Annotated in this window: 12 protein-coding genes; 1 reads left to right on the top strand and 11 read right to left on the bottom strand. The window is 59.2% G+C overall.

The window, feature by feature from the left end:
* The first annotated feature begins 7 nt into the window (after positions 1 to 7).
* Positions 8 to 2416, top strand: a complete 2409-nt coding sequence (locus QPM17_RS07800) for a phosphoketolase family protein (protein WP_285390092.1) — start codon at positions 8 to 10, stop codon at positions 2414 to 2416.
* On the opposite strand, the gene QPM17_RS07795 is transcribed toward QPM17_RS07800, so the two are convergent.
* The 11 genes from QPM17_RS07795 to QPM17_RS07745 form a co-directional block, all read right to left on the bottom strand.
* Positions 2397 to 5153, bottom strand: a complete 2757-nt coding sequence (locus QPM17_RS07795) for a cation-translocating P-type ATPase (protein WP_285390091.1) — start codon at positions 5151 to 5153, stop codon at positions 2397 to 2399. The two genes, QPM17_RS07800 and QPM17_RS07795, sit on opposite strands and share 20 nt — an antisense overlap.
* A gap of 110 nt (positions 5154 to 5263) precedes the next feature.
* Positions 5264 to 7003 (bottom strand): alkaline phosphatase D family protein, encoded by a 1740-nt coding sequence (locus QPM17_RS07790; protein ID WP_285390090.1) that lies wholly within the window; start codon positions 7001 to 7003, stop codon positions 5264 to 5266.
* A 110-nt stretch (positions 7004 to 7113) separates the two neighbouring features.
* Positions 7114 to 7725 carry a Yip1 family protein gene (locus tag QPM17_RS07785; protein ID WP_285390089.1) on the bottom strand — a complete coding sequence of 204 codons (612 nt, stop codon included), beginning with the start codon at positions 7723 to 7725 and terminating at the stop codon, positions 7114 to 7116.
* A 132-nt stretch (positions 7726 to 7857) separates the two neighbouring features.
* On the bottom strand, positions 7858 to 8820 hold the full coding sequence (locus tag QPM17_RS07780; RefSeq protein ID WP_285390088.1) for a carbohydrate kinase family protein: 963 nt from the start codon (positions 8818 to 8820) through the stop codon (positions 7858 to 7860).
* Positions 8817 to 9881 (bottom strand): LacI family DNA-binding transcriptional regulator, encoded by a 1065-nt coding sequence (locus tag QPM17_RS07775; protein WP_285390087.1) that lies wholly within the window; start codon positions 9879 to 9881, stop codon positions 8817 to 8819. Before QPM17_RS07775 ends, QPM17_RS07780 begins: the two co-directional genes overlap by 4 nt.
* An 18-nt stretch (positions 9882 to 9899) precedes the next feature.
* Complete coding sequence (locus tag QPM17_RS07770; protein WP_285390086.1) at positions 9900 to 11036, bottom strand: ABC transporter ATP-binding protein; 1137 nt, start codon at positions 11034 to 11036, stop codon at positions 9900 to 9902.
* A gap of 49 nt (positions 11037 to 11085) precedes the next feature.
* Positions 11086 to 12702 (bottom strand): alpha-amylase family glycosyl hydrolase, encoded by a 1617-nt coding sequence (locus tag QPM17_RS07765; protein ID WP_285390085.1) that lies wholly within the window; start codon positions 12700 to 12702, stop codon positions 11086 to 11088.
* A gap of 15 nt (positions 12703 to 12717) precedes the next feature.
* A complete protein-coding gene (locus tag QPM17_RS07760) occupies positions 12718 to 13560 on the bottom strand; it encodes a carbohydrate ABC transporter permease (RefSeq protein WP_285390084.1) in 843 nt (280 codons plus the stop codon).
* The gene (locus tag QPM17_RS07755) at positions 13557 to 14429 is read right to left on the bottom strand and encodes a carbohydrate ABC transporter permease (protein WP_416332568.1); all 873 of its coding nucleotides are present in this window, start codon (positions 14427 to 14429) and stop codon (positions 13557 to 13559) included. Before QPM17_RS07755 ends, QPM17_RS07760 begins: the two co-directional genes overlap by 4 nt.
* Positions 14430 to 14554: 125 nt before the next feature.
* On the bottom strand, positions 14555 to 15826 hold the full coding sequence (locus QPM17_RS07750) for an ABC transporter substrate-binding protein (RefSeq protein WP_285390082.1): 1272 nt from the start codon (positions 15824 to 15826) through the stop codon (positions 14555 to 14557).
* A gap of 30 nt (positions 15827 to 15856) precedes the next feature.
* Complete coding sequence (locus QPM17_RS07745; RefSeq protein WP_285390081.1) at positions 15857 to 17263, bottom strand: carbohydrate porin; 1407 nt, start codon at positions 17261 to 17263, stop codon at positions 15857 to 15859.
* Positions 17264 to 17308: the final 45 nt, after the last annotated feature.

Genomic DNA, 17308 nt, shown 5'->3' with positions numbered 1-17308 from the left:
GCCAGTCATGTCATCCCCAACAAATCCGGAATCTGTCGAACAGCCTGTCTCCGATTACGAGCGCTGGCGGCGGGGCTATGGGGTCATCCAGCATTCCGAGACTACCTGCGAACAGGTTCGGAAGATGGCTGACGAACTGGTGGCCGCAGGGCTCCAGCCTGACACGGCAACGGTCTATGGCAAGCTGGCGAGCCTTGACCGACTGACCAGTGCTGGCCTCTGGCTGGTGGTGCATATGACCTACACCAGTCGCGTCGACACCAGCGGCACTCCTCTGTTGCCACGCGATTTCAAGGCCAACCCCGAAGGCCATACCGGCGGTGCGCTTAACATGGTACCTGCCTATGCCGCCTACCTGGCACTGAACAATCTGACCGGCCAGACCCGAAGCTGGTTGATGGGCCAGGGTCACTGCGTGGCCGCCATTGACGCAGTGAATGTACTGACCGGCAACCTGCATCCGGAACAGCAGAACCGTTACCAGGGCGAAGAAGGGCTTTCACGGCTGGTGTCCGATTTCTACAGTTACCGCCAGCAACCGGACGGCGGCATGGAGGCGCCCCTGGGCAGCCACGTTACGCCACACACCGCTGGCGGGATTATTGAGGGCGGCTACCTGGGTTTTGCGGAACTCCAGTATGCCCACATGCCACTACCCGGGGAGTCGCTCGTGGCTTTTCTGTCCGATGGCGCAGCGGAAGAACAGCGTGGTAGCGACTGGGTCCCACGGTGGTGGCGAGCCGGGGACTGCGGATCGGTACTGCCAATCATGATCGCCAACGGCCGGCGGATTGAGCAACGCACGGAACTGGGAACCCGTGAAGGGCTGGAACGATTCAGTGAACACCTGGCTCACTGCGGCTTCGAACCACTGCACTTTGACGGCCGCGACCCGGCAGCCTTCGTTTGCGCCCTGTTCAATATGGAACGGGTGATGGACAGTCATCAGCAGCAAGCACTGGATGTAGAGCTTTCCTACCCGGTGTCGATTCCCTATGGCATTGCAGAAACCACCAAGGGGTATGGATTCTATGGTTCCGGCAGCAATCAGGCCCACAACCTGCCACTGCCAGGCAACCCGAAAATCGACACCAGGGCCCGGGAACTGTTCCACCACCATGCCGGCCTGCTATGGGTACCACCAGACCAGCTTGCCGAAGCGGTCAGCCAGCTCAACCAGCACCAGCAACAGGATCGCCCGCTGGAACGGGACCATGCTCTGGCGATGCGCAACCCGCCAGAGCCGGTTATGCCCGAACTGCCACCATCGAGCGACTATGGCTCGCCAATGCTGGCAGTGGACGATTTCTTCAAGGCGCTGGTGGAGAAAAATCCGGCGCTGAGGGCCCGCGTGGGCAATCCGGATGAACTGGCCAGCAATCGCCTTGAGGGCGTGCTCAATACCCTCAGGCACCGGGTGAATTACCCGGAGAACGAGCAGGAGTCCGTTCACGGCCTGATCATCACGGCTCTCAATGAGGAGGCAGTGGTGTCCGCCTGTCTGGCCAACAAGGCGGGGATCAACCTGGTGGCCAGTTACGAGGCCTTCTGCGTGAAAATGCTGGGCGCCATCCGCCAGGAACTGATCTTTGCCCGTCAGCAGAAAGAAGTGGGCAGGCCCGCCCGCTGGCTCGGTTTCCCGATCATTGCCACCTCCCATACCTGGGAGAACGGCAAAAACCAGCAGTCCCATCAGGACACCACCTTCTGCGAAAGCCTGCTTGGGGAAATGAGCGATGTCAGCCGCGTCCTTTTTCCCGCCGACTACAACAGCACTCTCGAAGCATTGCCAGGTATCTACCTGGGGCGGGGGCAACTGGCCTGCATGGTGATACCAAAACGTGACCGGCCGGTGGTGTTTGACAGGAGCGAAGCACAGGCCCTGGCGAAAAAAGGAGCCCTGGTGGTGGATGAGGACACATCCCCCGGTGAGCCCGTCATGCTGATTGCCAACGGTGCCTACCAGCTGTCCGAAATGATCCGGGCCAGCGAGCGGCTACGGGAGACCGGCACGCCGTTCAGACTGGTGTATGTTCAGGAGCCCGGTCGCTTCCGCGAGCCCAGGGATGTGCTGGAGGCGGCGCAATGCGTTCGCGACCTGGAGCAGGAACGCTTGTTCCCCAGGAGGATCAAGCGTCGTGTTGCACTCACCCACATGCGCCCGGAAGTGTTCCGGGGCCATCTGGCGCCGTTGTTTCCGGAGCCTGCAAAATCGCGGGTACTGGGTTATATCAACCGCGGTGGCACCCTGAATGAAGCAGGGATGCTGTTTGCCAACCGCTGCTCCTGGGCCCATGCCCTGGCCGCCTGTGCGGACGTACTGGAAAGGCCACCCGGGGAGTGGCTATCCAGCGCAGAACTGGCTGCCATCGAGGGCCGTGGCGATGCAACCATCGTCACCCGGAGCCGGAACTGACGGGACTTCCGCGCCCCCTGCCCCATCGAGTCCTGAGCCAGGTTTCCAGCTCCAGCACCACCAGCACGACCACCCCTGCACTGGTCGCAAAAGCCAGTGCAGCCGGAGTGAGGGGTGCGCTGGAGAACGTCTGATGGAACAGCGGCAGGTACGTAAACAGCAACTGCAGCAGGATAACCGCGCCCACCGCCAGCAATACAATGGGCGTACCCAGAACGCCCCGTAGCGTAATGGAAGCGCTGTCAAGGTAACGCACGGCGAACAGGTAGAAAACCTCCATCGCCACCAGGGTGTTCACTGCCAGGGTGCGGGCAACAGCTTCATCATCAAACACGTGCATGGCCCAGTACCAGGCGGCAAAGATACCGGTCAGGAACAGCAGAGAAACGAAAGCCACACGCCAGACCACAAACCCCGCCAGCAGTGATTCATCCCGCAAGCGGGGAGGCCGCTTCATGACATCCGGTTCCGTGGGTTCAAACGCCAGGGTCATTGCCAGAATCACCGAACTTACCATGTTGACCCAGAGGATCTGCAGCGCTGAAATCGGCAACGCCAGTCCCAGCAAAAGGGCGGTGATCAGGCTGACGGATTCACCGCCATTAATCGGCAGCATGAATGCAATGGCCTTCTTGAGATTGGTGTAGACGGTGCGGCCCTCCCGCACCGCAGCAGCGATGCTGGCAAAATTGTCATCCAGCAGCACCACCGACGCAGCCTCACGGGCAGCCTCCGAGCCCTTGACACCCATTGCGATACCAACATCGGCCCGCTTGAGTGCGGGCGCGTCGTTCACCCCGTCCCCGGTCATTGCGACCACGCCATGTAGCGCCTGCAACGCCTCCACCAACCGCAACTTGTGCTCCGGGCTGGTGCGGGCAAAGATATCAACCTCACCTGCAACCTGCTTCAGTTCGTCCTCATCCAACTGATCGATGTCTCTACCGGTGATGACCCGGGCAGTATTCTTCAGCCCCAGCCGTGCACCAATGGCACTGGCCGTCATGGCATGATCACCGGTGATCATCTTTACCCGGATACCGGCGTCATGGCAGTCCTGAATCGCCTGGACAGCCTCCTGTCGCGGTGGATCAAGAAGCCCGACAAGTCCCAGCAATTCAAGGCCTTCCTCAACATCCTCCACTGCGAGAGTGTTCTGGGAAGGATCGGCTGGCCTGCGTGCCAATGCCAGTACCCGGAGGCCTTCAGAAGCCAGCTCGGAAACGGCATTGGTCCATGACTGCCGGTCCAGCGCCGCAGTATCCCCGCTGTCCGTCACCATGCGGGTAGACATTTCGAGTATCCGTTCGGGAGCACCCTTTACATAGATCACGCCATGGCGGTGGTGGTCGTGGTTGAGTGTCGCCATGAAGCGGTACTCGGCATCAAAGGGGATTTCGTCAGCCCGGGGCCATTGCCGGCCATCCGTTTCCGGATCAAACCCCGCCTTCTGGGCGAACACCTTCAGGGCCCCCTCCATCGGGTCACCGGCAACCCGTATCGTGCCCTCATGACGCTTCAGGTTGGCGTCGTTGCAAAGTGCTGCGGCCCTCCCCAGTTCATCCAGCAGTTTGCTACCGGCAGCTATGCCGCTACCGTCGCGGATATCTCCTTCCGGCTCATAACCTTCACCGCCTATATCCAGACGATTTCCGGCAACCACTGCAGCAGTAACCATCATTTCATTGCGTGTCAGGGTGCCGGTTTTGTCGGAACAGATAACCGAAACGGCCCCGAGCGTTTCAATCACCGGCATCCGTCGCACGACCGCATGGCGGGTCGCCATGCGTCTTACGCCAATGGCAAGTGTAATGGTCAGAATGGCCGGCAGCCCCTCGGGAATAGCCGCGACGGTCAGGCCCACCACCGCCATGAAAAGCTCGCGAACCGGAAGCCCGCTCAATACGAGCCCACCACCGAATATTGCCAGACCTGCAACAATGATGATCAGCGACAGGTAACGGGCAAAGCGGTCGATCTGCTCAAGCAACGGTGTTTTAAGAGTGGTGGTATCCTGCAACAGGCCGGAGATCCGCCCGATTTCAGTGCTCTGCCCTGTCCTGACCACCACGCCGCGCCCGGTGCCCGTCGCCACCATGGTGCCCGAAAACGCCATATTGAGCTGGTCGCCAAGAACCGCATCGGACGGCTGCGTACTGGTGGTTTTGTCCACCGGTTCGGATTCTCCGGTGAGTACGGCTTCTTCAATTTTCAGGTTATTGCAGCGTTCCAGCCGTATATCGGCGGGCACCCTGTCTCCCGGCTCCAGCACTACCGTATCACCGGGCACCAGTTCGGCGGCATCAATTTTCTGCTGGCCTCCCTGACGGATTACCAGGGCCTTGGGTGCCAACATATGTCGAATCGCCGACAGTGCCTGCTCGGCCTTGCCTTCCTGGATGAATCCCACCAGAGTCTGGATAACCACCACCGCGAGGATTACCGTCGTATCCACCCAGTGACCCAGCAAGGCAGTGATTGTCGCTGCGGTGATCAGTACGTAAATCAGGAAGTTCTTGAGCTGATTGCCAAGACGGGCCAGAGGCCCACGGCGGTGCGCTTCCGGCAGGCGATTGTGACCGTATTGCTCCAGCCTTTCGGCAACCTCGCTCGCCACCAGGGGGGCCGCGGCAGACAGGGCCAGCCGGGTTTCATCGATATCCATAGCGTGCCAATGCACGCCGTGGCCAGCTGATGATTCACCGGCGTTCGAAAGGAATGATTCAGAGGATAACATTGCCGGGCTCCCGAGCCAGGTACCTGCCGCTATTGAAACCGGACCACTGCCCGGAGGGATTGCTTCAGGTCAAGATTAGCCCGGATTGATCATGGCTGCCGACGCTTCGCTCAGGTCACCTCCACCAACGAACGGTTGCCGTCGCCAGGGAACATCTTCCGGGCCGCGTTGCGGGCGCTGACTACCTCGTAGTCCCGGTCCTTGACGGTGCTGACAAACCGCCAGTCGGCCCTCACCTCTTCTGGGGTGAAAGTCACCAGCATATAGCCCCGCTGATTCACATTGAGATACTCCAGATCGTCCACCAGGATCCTGATGGCAGCCTCAGCGTCGGGGACCGCCGCTTCCGGTAACTGCAGGTAATCCTCAAGCCCCGGGGAAGACACTCCCGCAGTGGCAAACTCCACACCGACCTGGTCGCCACTGGCTGTCCTGAGATTGCTTGCCCAGGCGTTGTGTGTATCGCCAGCCAGCACCACAAGGTTCTTCTGCAGTTGCCGTGCCGTCTCCAGAATGACCTCCCTTTCGACGTAATAACCATCCCAGGCATCAAGGTTGTATGGCAGTACCGTTTCGACCCGGGCAATCTCCGTTTCGCTCAGGGTGGGGTCACCAGCCAGATACCGGCCCTTGAGGTTCGCCAGTTCCGCAAATAGCGGCAATAGCACCTCGGGGTCCGGGTTGATGATGCCGGCCAGCAGTTCGGCCGGCAGGGTCATCCGGCCCATAAGCACCTGTTGGCCAAGTACCTGCCAGGTGGCTGTTGAGCCAGCCAGAGCGGTTTCCAGCCAGAGCCGCTGTTCCGCGCCCAGCATGGTGCGGTTGGAGTCGCCTACGTCGGCAGCGAACCTGGCCTCATCAATACCGTCCTGGGTCAGGTAATCCGTGTAGGCGAGCTGCTTGTCCCGGCCGATAATGCGGGTGTCCAGCATGTGCAGATCGACCAGGTCACCGAAACGAAAACTGCGGAAGATGGTTTCCTCGTTGCCCTGGGTTACCGGTCGGATCGGCATCCATTCGAAGTAAGCCCGCAATGCGTCGAGCTTGCGGTCGTTGAAGTCACCTTCCCCGTCGTCATGGTTTTCTGCGCCGTTTTTCCAGGTATCGTTGGCCACTTCGTGGTCGTCCCAGACCACTATGAACGGCACCTTGCGGTGCAATTCCCTCAGGTTGTCATCGCTGCGATAGATGGCATACCGGCGCCGATAGTCTTCCAGGCTGATCAGTTCCAGATTGTTGTTCCCGGGGAAGGTTCGGCCCATGGATTCAGCCTCGGCGGCACCATAGCTTCCCGGATCACTGCTGTACTCGTAGATGTAATCACCCAGATGCACCAGGGCATCCACATCATCCAGGGCAGCAATTTCACGATAGACATTGAAATAACCGGCGGGGTAATTGGAACAGGAAACCACAGCCAGCGTTACCTGGCTGACTGAACCTTCCGGCAGTGTCCGGGTAACACCGACAGGGGAGGAATTTCTGGCGGTCCGAAAGCGATAATAATAACGCTGGCCGGGCATCAGGCCACGAACGTCGACCTTGAGCGTATAATCATGGCTGGCTGAGGTGCGGGTACGTCCTGAATGGGTAAGATCGCGAAAACCGGAATCCGTGGCTACCTCCCAGGCAATATCCACATCGCGGCCGGATCTGTCGTTCGGGACAGCCCGGGTCCAGAGCACCACCCCATCCTGAAGCGGATCGCCACTGGCCACACCCTGGGAAAAGCTAATCTCCCGCTTGTCTTTGCTGTCGAGAACGCACCCGGCCAGCCCTGTCGAGATTACCACTGCACCCATGCCCATGGCGGATGCTTTCAGAAAGTCCCTTCGGCTCAGTCGTTTCATGCCTGTCCCTGCCCTGTTTACTGGTCAGGTAAAAGGTAGACCGGATTTGTAACAGGAGGATGACGAATGACGACATCTTCAGTAGCAAATCGCGACAGGCGTTAATACCCCTAGCCTTGGACAAACACCGGACCGAAACCGTAGTTCCAGAGGATAACGGAGCCAACACGGGTGGACACCAGAATCACCAGCGCCACCGTCAGCAGAGCGCCGGCATACATGACCGCCTGATCCTTGGGAATGCCCATGACGATCGGCAAACCGTCGTACATCAGCCAGGCACCGTAGCCGGCAGCCACCAGAAAAACGATGGCATTGAACCAGGGCACGGGGTAAAGCAGAGCGAACCCGGCCAGGAATAGCGGCGTACAGGAGTAGGCTGCCAGTGCAATGCCATTGGAAGGCACCACTTCCTCCCGCGCGCCGTAGGTCTTGGCCATCCAGTTAATTGCATACCCGAGGGCGAACACCCCCACGAGCATCGCCAGATAAGTGAGCACACTCATCTGAAAGGCACTGATTTCCGTCAATTTGATCAGCCGATCACTGCCCACGGTCCAGCCAAAGTGGGCCGTGGAGATATAGGCGCAGATAGGGGCAATGGCTGCCAGGACCAGTACGTAGGCAACGTAGAGTCTTCTGGGGGGGGCATGCTCCTTGCGGATTTCCGCCCACTCACTATCCGGATGGGTAAACAGGCCAAACGCGTGATTCAGGAGCATATCTCGACCCCCTTGGGTTGATATTGTTGTTCGCACGGATAATTACGCTCTGCAGGACTGAACAGATCAGCCCCTGCCTGTTCTTAACTATAGTCAAGAATTGCAGAAGGAAAAGCTGCAGGAGCATGAAATTCAGGTGGTTTCCGGCACCAGACGCTGTAGCTGGTCGAAGGTTGGAAGGGCATCGAACGCACCATAGTGCATGGCAGCAAATGCGCCACACCGGGCTGCGAATGCCAGCGCTGCCTCAAGGTTGCCCGGCTGCCCCAGCCACTCTCCAAAAGCCGAGTTGTCGCCGATGTGCCGGCCAAGCATGAACAGAAAACCGGCAACGAATGAATCACCAGCGGCGGTGGTATCTTTTGCCTCAATAACTGGCGGCTGCAGGGTAAGCGTCCCAGCGGGAGTGTAGGCAACTAGCGGCCCTGCTCCATCAGATACCAGCAGGAGGCGGACATTGTCAGCCTGCAGGTTATGGGGTAGCCGGGCATCGTCGCCAAACAGGGCTTCCAGCTCCTCCCGGCTGAATTTGACGATGTCCGCCATTTTGGCGGCCTTCAGAATGTGTCTTGCGGGCGCTTCACCATCCGGCCAGAGCGGGTGCCGATAGTTCACATCAAAACTGACCAGGCAGCCGTGTTGCCTGGCCCGCTGCATCAGCGAGAAGGTTGTCTCCCGGATGGCCGGCGCGGTCAGGGTGTTCGAGCAAAAATGCACAATCCCTGCGCGCTGCAGCGCTTCATCCGGGCACATGTCGGACTCATAGAGCATGTCCGCTGTTTCAGTCCTGTAAAAGGCAAACCTGCGCTCACCCTCAGGATCAAGGGTAACCAGTGCCAACGCCGTCATGGCCTCGGCGGCCTGACGGGTGAGCGAAACATCAACGCCGTGTTCGACCATTGCCCTTACGATGTCGCTACCGAATACATCCGCGCCCACCTGGCCGACAAAACCGGAGCGGCCGCCAAGTCTGGCTACGCCAACCGCCACATTGGCGGGTGCGCCGCCTGGCTGCGGAATATAGACCTGGCGCCCGGAAACCGATTCACCGCGCATATCAATCAGTGCCTCGCCAAAACAGAGCACGTCGGTCATGGACAGCTCTCCCGCACCAGTAAACAGGTTGGCAGCAAAACATTCCGGTCTTCCTTCTCTCCCAGAAATATCTGTGCGGCTGTGCGCCCTTTCTCCGCGCTTTGCTGGTACACGGTGGTCAGCGACGGGTGCAGGTTGGCCCCCTCCGGAATCCCGTCGAAGCCTACAATACGAACGTCGTCTGGCACCTTCAGTCCCATCTGCAAGGCGGCCTGAATAGCCGCCAGGGCAATCCGGTCACTCATGCACAGCATGAGATCCGGGCGAGGAGAACTGGTCAGCGCCTCGCGGGCAGCCTGGTAGGCGTCCTGATGGGTGTTGGTGGGCGTGGACCAGATCCTGTCCGAGGACACGTGATGGCCTGCCGCCTTCAGCGCATCCAGATAGCCGTGAAGCCTGCGCACGGAAATGGCACGGGTTTCGTTAAACAACTCCTGGTCACGGATGCGGCAAACCCGATCTGTATCCACCAGTCGCAGCCCCATGATGGCTACATTGACTGGCGGTTTTTTCAGAGCATGCTCGGCACTGCATCGTGCCCCCTCGTAGTTGTCGATATTGACCCAGGTGCATCCCTCAAGATCAAAATCCACGGCAACCATCTGCTTGCCGTGCTGTAACAGGCGCTCATAGGTGCGGCCCTTCTTCAGCCAGCCATAAACAATGAATCCATCCACCATGGCCTCCTGTACCCGGCTACGGTGCTCATCATCCTCCTGGCCGGATAACAGCAGCATGTTCATCTGCCGCTGGTCAAAAACCTCCGCCAGGCCATGGAGAAACTCGCTCGCCACCGGATCGGTCAGGCTGTAGGCCAGATTATCCGCCAGCATCACCCCGACGTTACCGGTTCGCCCGGTGCGAAGGCTGCGTGCGGCGGCATTGGGGCCGAGGTAGCCGTGGCGTTTGCACTCCTCCAGAATCCATCGACGTCGGGCATCGGAGAGCTGGTCCGGGCGGTTGAACGCGTTGGAAATGGTCGCCGTCGACACATTCAACTTTTCAGCCATCAGTTTAACGGTCAGTCGCCTTGGCCGGTTATCAGGGTTTGCTGTTTCCATTGTCTGCTGGCCTGTGTTTCAGTTACTTGCAGCTTGCTGCACCGAATCGTCTTCCCCTTGCGGCTGCACGCGCGGCAGGCTGTGTCCGTCGGCATCGAATACGTGGAGGCGTTCCGGGTCGGCGTCCAGGGCAACCCTCTGGCCGGCCCTGATCTGACAGGGAACCGATTCACGCACCACCACCAGATCGTCCATACCCGGCATTTCCAGGTATACATACGCCTCGTTGCCGAGATACTCCACATTCACCACTTCCAGTCCTGAGTCCGGTCCCGAAACCGACAGGCGGATGTGCTCAGGCCTCAGGCCGACGGTCATTGCGGCACCATCGGCCATGTGGGAAGCGTCCCGCTCCACCGTCACCGTCCCCATGCCACACACATCAACATCAACCGACCTACCCGGGTTCGTTGACTTTATCGAGGCGGGAATCAGGTTCATTTTCGGCGAACCGATGAATCCCGCCACGAACAGACTGGCAGGGGTTTCATACAGTTCATAGGGTGTGCCAACCTGCTCTATGTGGCCACCGTTCAGCACGACGATCTTGTCCGCCAGGGTCATGGCTTCAACCTGATCATGGGTCACATAGATCATGGTGGACTGTAGCCGGTCGTGCAGCTTCGCAATTTCCGTACGCATTTGCACACGCAGACTGGCGTCCAGGTTGGACAGTGGCTCGTCAAACAGCATGATTTGCGGTTCCCGGGCCATGGCCCGGCCAATTGCCACCCGCTGACGCTGGCCACCGGACAGTTCACGGGGTTTGCGTTGCAGCAGACTGGTCAGCTGGAGCACCTCCGCGGTCTTTTCCACCCATTCCCGGACCCTACCCTTGTTGGCCTTGTCCAGTTTCAGCCCGAAGGCAATGTTCTCGTATACCGACATATGCGGGTAGAGCGCATAGGACTGGAATACCATGCCCACGCCTCGCTCCTTCGGAGACAGGTCGGTCACCACCTTTCCTGCAATCTCGATGTCCCCTGCCGTGGGATCTTCCAGCCCGGCTATGAGCCGCAACAGCGTGGATTTACCACAGCCCGAAGGCCCCACAAAGACCACGAATTCACCGTCTTCGACCCGCAGGTTCACACTGGGGATAATTTCAATGTTGCCAAAGGTTTTATTGATGTTTTTCAGTTCCACACAAGCCATGGTGGAGACTCCTCTGTTGAGCCCGGTACAAGGACCGGGCCCGGATGTTTCATGTTTCCGCAAAAAATGCCTGATACGGGGGCAATACGAGTTCGTTGCCATTCAGATAGCCGTGAAAACCATGCCCCTCCAGCGGTTCGGAGATCGCGCAGGGTAACGGTAGCCTCAGTTCCTCACCGGTCAGGTTCAGTGCCACCAGCAGGGACTGCTCGCTGGTGTCGCGGCGCCAGCACAGGGCATCACCGTTATTATCCAGAACCGTTATGTCACCACGAACCAGCGCTGGTTGCCGCTGACGCCAGTGAATCAGCGTTCGCACCGCATTGAGGGTGGATTCCGGGTCCGCTTCCTGTCGACTGACCGCAAACTCCAGGTGGTCGCGATCCACCGGCAACCAGGGTTTACCTGACGTAAACCCACCCTTGGTTGACGGTTCCCACACCATCGGCGTGCGGCACCCGTCGCGGCCCCGGAATTCCGGCCAGAAGCTGATGCCATATGGATCCTGAAGCTCCTCGTAGGGCACCGACGCCTCGGGAAGACCCAGCTCCTCGCCCTGATACATGGACACGCTTCCCCGCAGGGTCAGCAACAGTGCCATCAGCACCCGCGGATAGAGACGCAGATCCTCACCGCCATCCGCCCAGCGGGAAACCACCCGCACCACATCGTGGTTGCTGAGAGCCCAGCACGGCCAGCCGTCTCCCAGACCTTCCTGATAGCGGCGCACCACATCACGCACATAGGCCGGGTCGTGCCGGTCAGACAGCAGATCGAAAGAGTAGGCCATGTGGAGGCGGTCATTGCCGGCGGTGTACTCGGCCATGCGCTCCAGGGGCTTGTCGTCACCAATCTCACCCACCAGCGTGGTTTCCGGATACTCGTCCATCAGCGCCCTCAGATCACTGAGAAACGCAATGTTTTCCGGCTGGCTCAGGTCGTTGACATGGCGCTGGTAGGTGTAGGGATTCATGCCCTGGGCCACAAAGGTCTTGTTCTCTCCCGCCGGTACCGCCGGGTTATCCGCCAGGCTCTGGTTATGGAAATAGAAGTTGACCGTATCCAGCCGGAAACCGTCCGCCCCCAGGTCCAGCCAGAAGCGCATATTATCCAGCTGTGCCTGGCGCACTTCCGGGTTATGGAAGTTGAGATCCGGCTGGCTGGCCAGGAAATTGTGCAGATAATACTGCCCCCGCCGGGTGTCCCAGGCCCAGGCGCTGCCCCCGAAGATCGACAGCCAGTTGTTGGGCGGCGTGCCATCCGGCTTCGGGTCGGCCCAGACAAACCAGTCCGCCTTGGGGTTATCCCGGCTGCGCCGGCTCTCCTCAAACCAGGGATGGGCGTCGGAAGTATGGCTGATAACCTGATCAATAATGACTTTCAGGTTCAGCCGATGGGCCTCGCTGACCAGTGCGCGAAAATCCTCCATGGTGCCAAAAAGCGGATCCACGCCCCGGTAGTCGGACACATCGTAGCCAAAATCCTTCATTGGCGAGGTAAAAAACGGCGACAGCCATATGGCATCCACCCCCAGCGAGGCCACATAAGGCAGCTTCGTGGTCGCCCCCTTGAGGTCGCCAATACCGTCCCCGTTGCTGTCCATGAAACTGCGGGGATAGATCTGGTAAATAATGCCACCCTTCCACCAGGGCTGTGACTGACTCATACAAAAACTCCTTGGTTAACCTTTGACTGCGCCAGCCGTCAGGCCAGACACAATTCGACGTTGGAAAATCAGTACCAGGACCACCAGGGGTACGGTGACAACCACCGATGCCGCCATTAGGTGCCCCCAGGGCAATTCGTGCTGGGAGCCACCGGTTATCAGGGCGATAGCCACCGGAACCGTGCGTTGGTCGTCTGTCAGCGTGAAGGTCAGCGCAAACAGGAACTCATTCCAGGCTGCGATAAATGCCAACAGACCGGTAGTGGCCATGGCCGGCCCCATCAGCGGTATGAACACCTTGAACAGGGTGACCACCGGCGACGCCCCATCCACAATGGCCGCCTCTTCCAGCTCCTTTGGCAGTTGCCGCATGAAGGTAGTCAACACCCATACCGTGAATGGCAGCGTGAAGATGGTGTAAGAGAACACCAGAGACAGGGGATCGTTATAGAGATCGAACGCCCAGATCACCTCGAAAAGGCCGGAAAGGACGGCAACCTGTGGAAACATGGATACACCCAGGACGATCATCAGCACCGTGCCCCTTCCGCGAAAATGAACCCGCCCCAGGGCATAGGCAGCTGTCAGGCCAAACAGCATGGCGATGGCCACTGCCGAAGTGGAAACCAGGATCGAGTTCCAGATGCTGGACACGAACGAGCTCTGCCCCAGGACCGCCTGGTAATTTTCCAGATTGAACGAAGTTATCCAGTAATCGATGCTGAACAGCTCCGAGCCGCTCTTGAACGACGTCACGATGGCGTAATAGAAGGGAAACACCGTGAACAGCATGATGGCGGCAAGCAGGAGCCCGAAGCCGGTTTTGGCTGCGATTTTCTTCAACAGTCTGCGGTTCATGCATCACCTCCGAACTGTTTGCGACCCAGATAGAGGTAGGAAATGGTCAGCAGGGCAATGATCAGGAACAGCACTGTCGAAGCCGCCGAGCCGTAACCCACGTCCTGGAATTCCACCAGTTGCTGACGGGCATAGACCGACATGGACATGGTGTCCTCGCTGTTGGAGGTGAGCACATAGATCACGTCGAACACCCGCAGCGCATCCAGCACCCGGAAGATGATCGCCACCATCAGCGCCGGGTAGATCAGTGGCAGGGTGACGCGGAAGAACACCCGCACCGGGTGGATACCATCCACCTTTGCTGCCTCGTAGCAGTCCGATGGCAGCATCTGCAGTGCCGCGAGTGTCAGCAGCGCCATAAAGGGCGTGGTCTTCCATACGTCCACCATGATCACCGCCCACATGGACAGATCCGAGTTGGCCGTCCAGTTCAACGGTTCGGCGATGACACCCAGGGTCATCAGCAAGTCATTGATAATCCCGAACTGGTCGTGCAGCATCCAGCCCCACATCTTTGCCGACACGATCGTGGGTATGGCCCAGGGGATCAATGTGGCAGCACGAATCAGGCCACGGCCCCGGAACTGGGCATTGAGGGTCAGGGCGATAATCAGCCCCAACACGGTCTCAGCTCCCACGGAAACCACCGTGAAGAACAGCGTATTCCAGACCGCGCGCCACCAGCTCGGGTCCGCCAGTACGCCATACCAGGCACCATTGTCGTATACCAGGTAGTTTTCGAACCCGATCATGCTGTAGGTGCTGATATCGGAGAAACTGGCGTCGGTGAAGCTGAACCAGATCGTGCGCATCAGGGGCCAGCCGGCGACCGCCGCCAGCACCACCAGCATGGGGATCAGGAACATCCAGGCCGCGAACAGGCGCTGACGATGCACTCTGTTATGCCGCCGGGCAGGGGGAACGGACCGGGCGAGTGACAGCTCGCCCGCATCCGTGTTTGCTGAGGTGACGGTTGGTTCAGCCATGACCATTACCAGCCGCGACGTCCGAGCCGCATCAGTTGAGCTTCAAGTTTGCTCAATGCCTGTTCCGGCGCTGCCTTGCCCGCAAGCACCTCATGGGTGGCATTGAAGAAGGCATTGCTGACCCGCCCATACTGGTCCCCGGTCGCGGAAGAGGGCCGCGGAACACCATTTTTGAAGGTTTCGAACAGTTCGCCAAAGAATGGAACCGCTGCCAGTACTTCTTCATCGCGATAAAGGTCCGGAATGGTGGGGTTGTAACTACCCTCGATGGCCCGGCGCTTCTGTTCTTCATAACTGGTCAGGAATCGCACCAGATCAGCGGCTTCGTCGACATTTTCGGAGTACTTCGAGACCGCCAGCTGCCAGCCACCCAGGGTGCCTGCGTGCTGGCCATTATCCCCGCCCTTGGGCAAGGCAACGACGCCCACCTTACCCTTGACCGGACTGTCATCACTCTGGGCAAGGCTCCAGGCGTAGGGCCAGTTGCGCATGTACAGCGCATTACCGGACTGAAAAACACCCCTCGCCTCTTCCTCGGTGTAGTTCAGCACGCTACGGGGGGATATATCATCAATCCAGGTACTGGCCAGGGCCAGCGCCTTCGCTGCCTGATCATTATTGATGGTGACTTCGCCCTCACCATTAACAATGGTGCCGCCATTGAAACTGGCAATCCACTCCAGCGCATTGCAGGTCAGGCCCTCGTATGCCCGGCCCTGCCAGACGTAACCCCAGAAGCGGTCATTGCCGGCCTCACGCTCACCGGCCATTACCGTCCTCGCGGTCGTGGTCAGCTGCTGCCAGGTTTCCGGTACCTTCATGTCGTACTTTTCCAGCAGATCCTTGCGGTAATACAGAACCCCGGCATCGGTGAACCAGGGCATGGCTACCAGGCTGCCATCCACGGTGTTGTTCTCCACCAGCGCATCAAAGTGCCCGCTTTCCGCCCCGTCGGTGTACTCCGACAGGTCCACCAGGTGACTGGCCAGCATGCCCGGCCAGACCACATCAATCTGGAACACGTCGACGTCACCGGAACGGGCGGCGAACAACTGCTGGTAAAGCGACAGGCGCTCGGTGGCTGAATTGGGGGTGGAGACCACCTTGACCTCGTGGCCGGTTTGCTCCGACCACGCCCGGGTGCCTTCCTCACAGAGCTGCTTTTCTGCGCCCACGGCACCGCAGGAAATGGTGATGGTCTTGGCCTGCAGGCCCCCGGCCAGCACACTGGCGACCAGGCCGCCCAGAATCCACTGAAATCCAAGAGATCTGAACATGGTGCTTACCTCATCTTGTTGTTGTGAGTATCAGAACCAGATTTCCATCTGGGTACCAAAGGTCCACTGGCTGCCGCCAAAATCTTCCTGGCCGAGGGCATCACCGCCGTCATAACGGTTAAGTTCATCGTCCCAGGTAGAGTAGCTGGCAAACATGCGGATCTCCGGGCGGTTCCAGAAGCCACCGACCTGTGGTTTGAAGGTCGGTGCAATGGTGAAACGGGCGTAGTCGCCATCAACATCAGCCCGGCCCTCATAGCCCTGGGTATCCAGATCCATCACCTGCCAGGAGGCCTCGTACTGCATTTCGAAGTTGGCCCCCAGTTCATTGGCCAAGCGGGTATTGAAGGTGAGCCACTGGTACTCATCACCATCCAGATAACGGTCCTTGCTGGTTTCCGCCATGATCATCGGGGCAAGGCGCCAGCTGTCGCTCAACCGGGTGGTACCGTAGACAGCCACTCGTGTACTGACGGCGTCTTCGTACAGGTTGCCATCCGCGCCGATGTTCTTGACCTCGGCACCCAGGCCCTGTCCGTGCAACAGTGCCACCTTGAAGTTGCCGTCGGAGACTCCGAAGAAGCTGTCGCCGTGATAGGCCAGCATGGTGTTCACACCGGTCTCGGCGGCTTCCGTCACGCCACCGACAACACGCTCATCGTTGTCCGCTGCAGACATGCCGTTGATCATCCACTGGACATTGCCAAAGTAGTTGTTGGCCGTAAGGATCAGGTTGTCAGTGTCCGAGGTGCCTTCGGTGGTGTCAGGGTCGGACGGAAAATCCAGGAAGCTGCGGCCGTAGAGTGAGAAATTCGAACGTACCGAGTCGCTGAAGGTGACATCGTAGAGTCCGGCCCCGGTACCTGCCAGGAACACAAAGTCACTGTCGAGCCAGTGGATGTCGAAGTTGTCCCGATCAAAGCGTTTGCCGGCCCAGATCGAAGCGTTCTCGAAAATACCGGTAAAGCCCGCCAGATTACTGAATTCCACATAGGCCTGACGAACGTTCAGGGCACCGTCATCCGAGGTCCAGTCATTGCTGGAGGTGGTGGAGTCGGCGATCATCAGGCGGTAATGGGCCTTTGTACCGTTATCGGCCACGGTCTTGTAATTGAGGATGGCTTCCAGGTAGGTGTCCGGCTCGTTACCCAGCCGGCCAACCGCCCCGCCGACAGAACCGGCCGGTGTGAGATAGGGGCCACCGGGCGCGCTCTTGCCTTCGTTGTTCAGTAGCAGCCCGGAACGTGCGTAGGTATTGAAGGAGAAGCCCTCTTCACCCCGGGCATGGGGTTCTACCTCTGCCAACTGCTGTTCCAGGGCTGACAGGCGGTCTTCCACGCTTTCCTGGGCTTGTGCACCAACGGGCAAGCCTGAAAACAGAGCCAGGGCGACTGCCGCCGCCAACGGACGATGGCATGATGTGATACGAAAACTCATTGTTGGAACCTCGTCTTGTTTTTGTAAGGTCTCATTTTCATACAG

The organism is Marinobacter azerbaijanicus, assembly GCF_030250645.1.
Lineage (GTDB): Bacteria > Pseudomonadota > Gammaproteobacteria > Pseudomonadales > Oleiphilaceae > Marinobacter > Marinobacter azerbaijanicus.
Note: the sequence above shows the minus strand (reverse complement) of the source record. Positions and strands in the feature narration are given on the sequence as shown.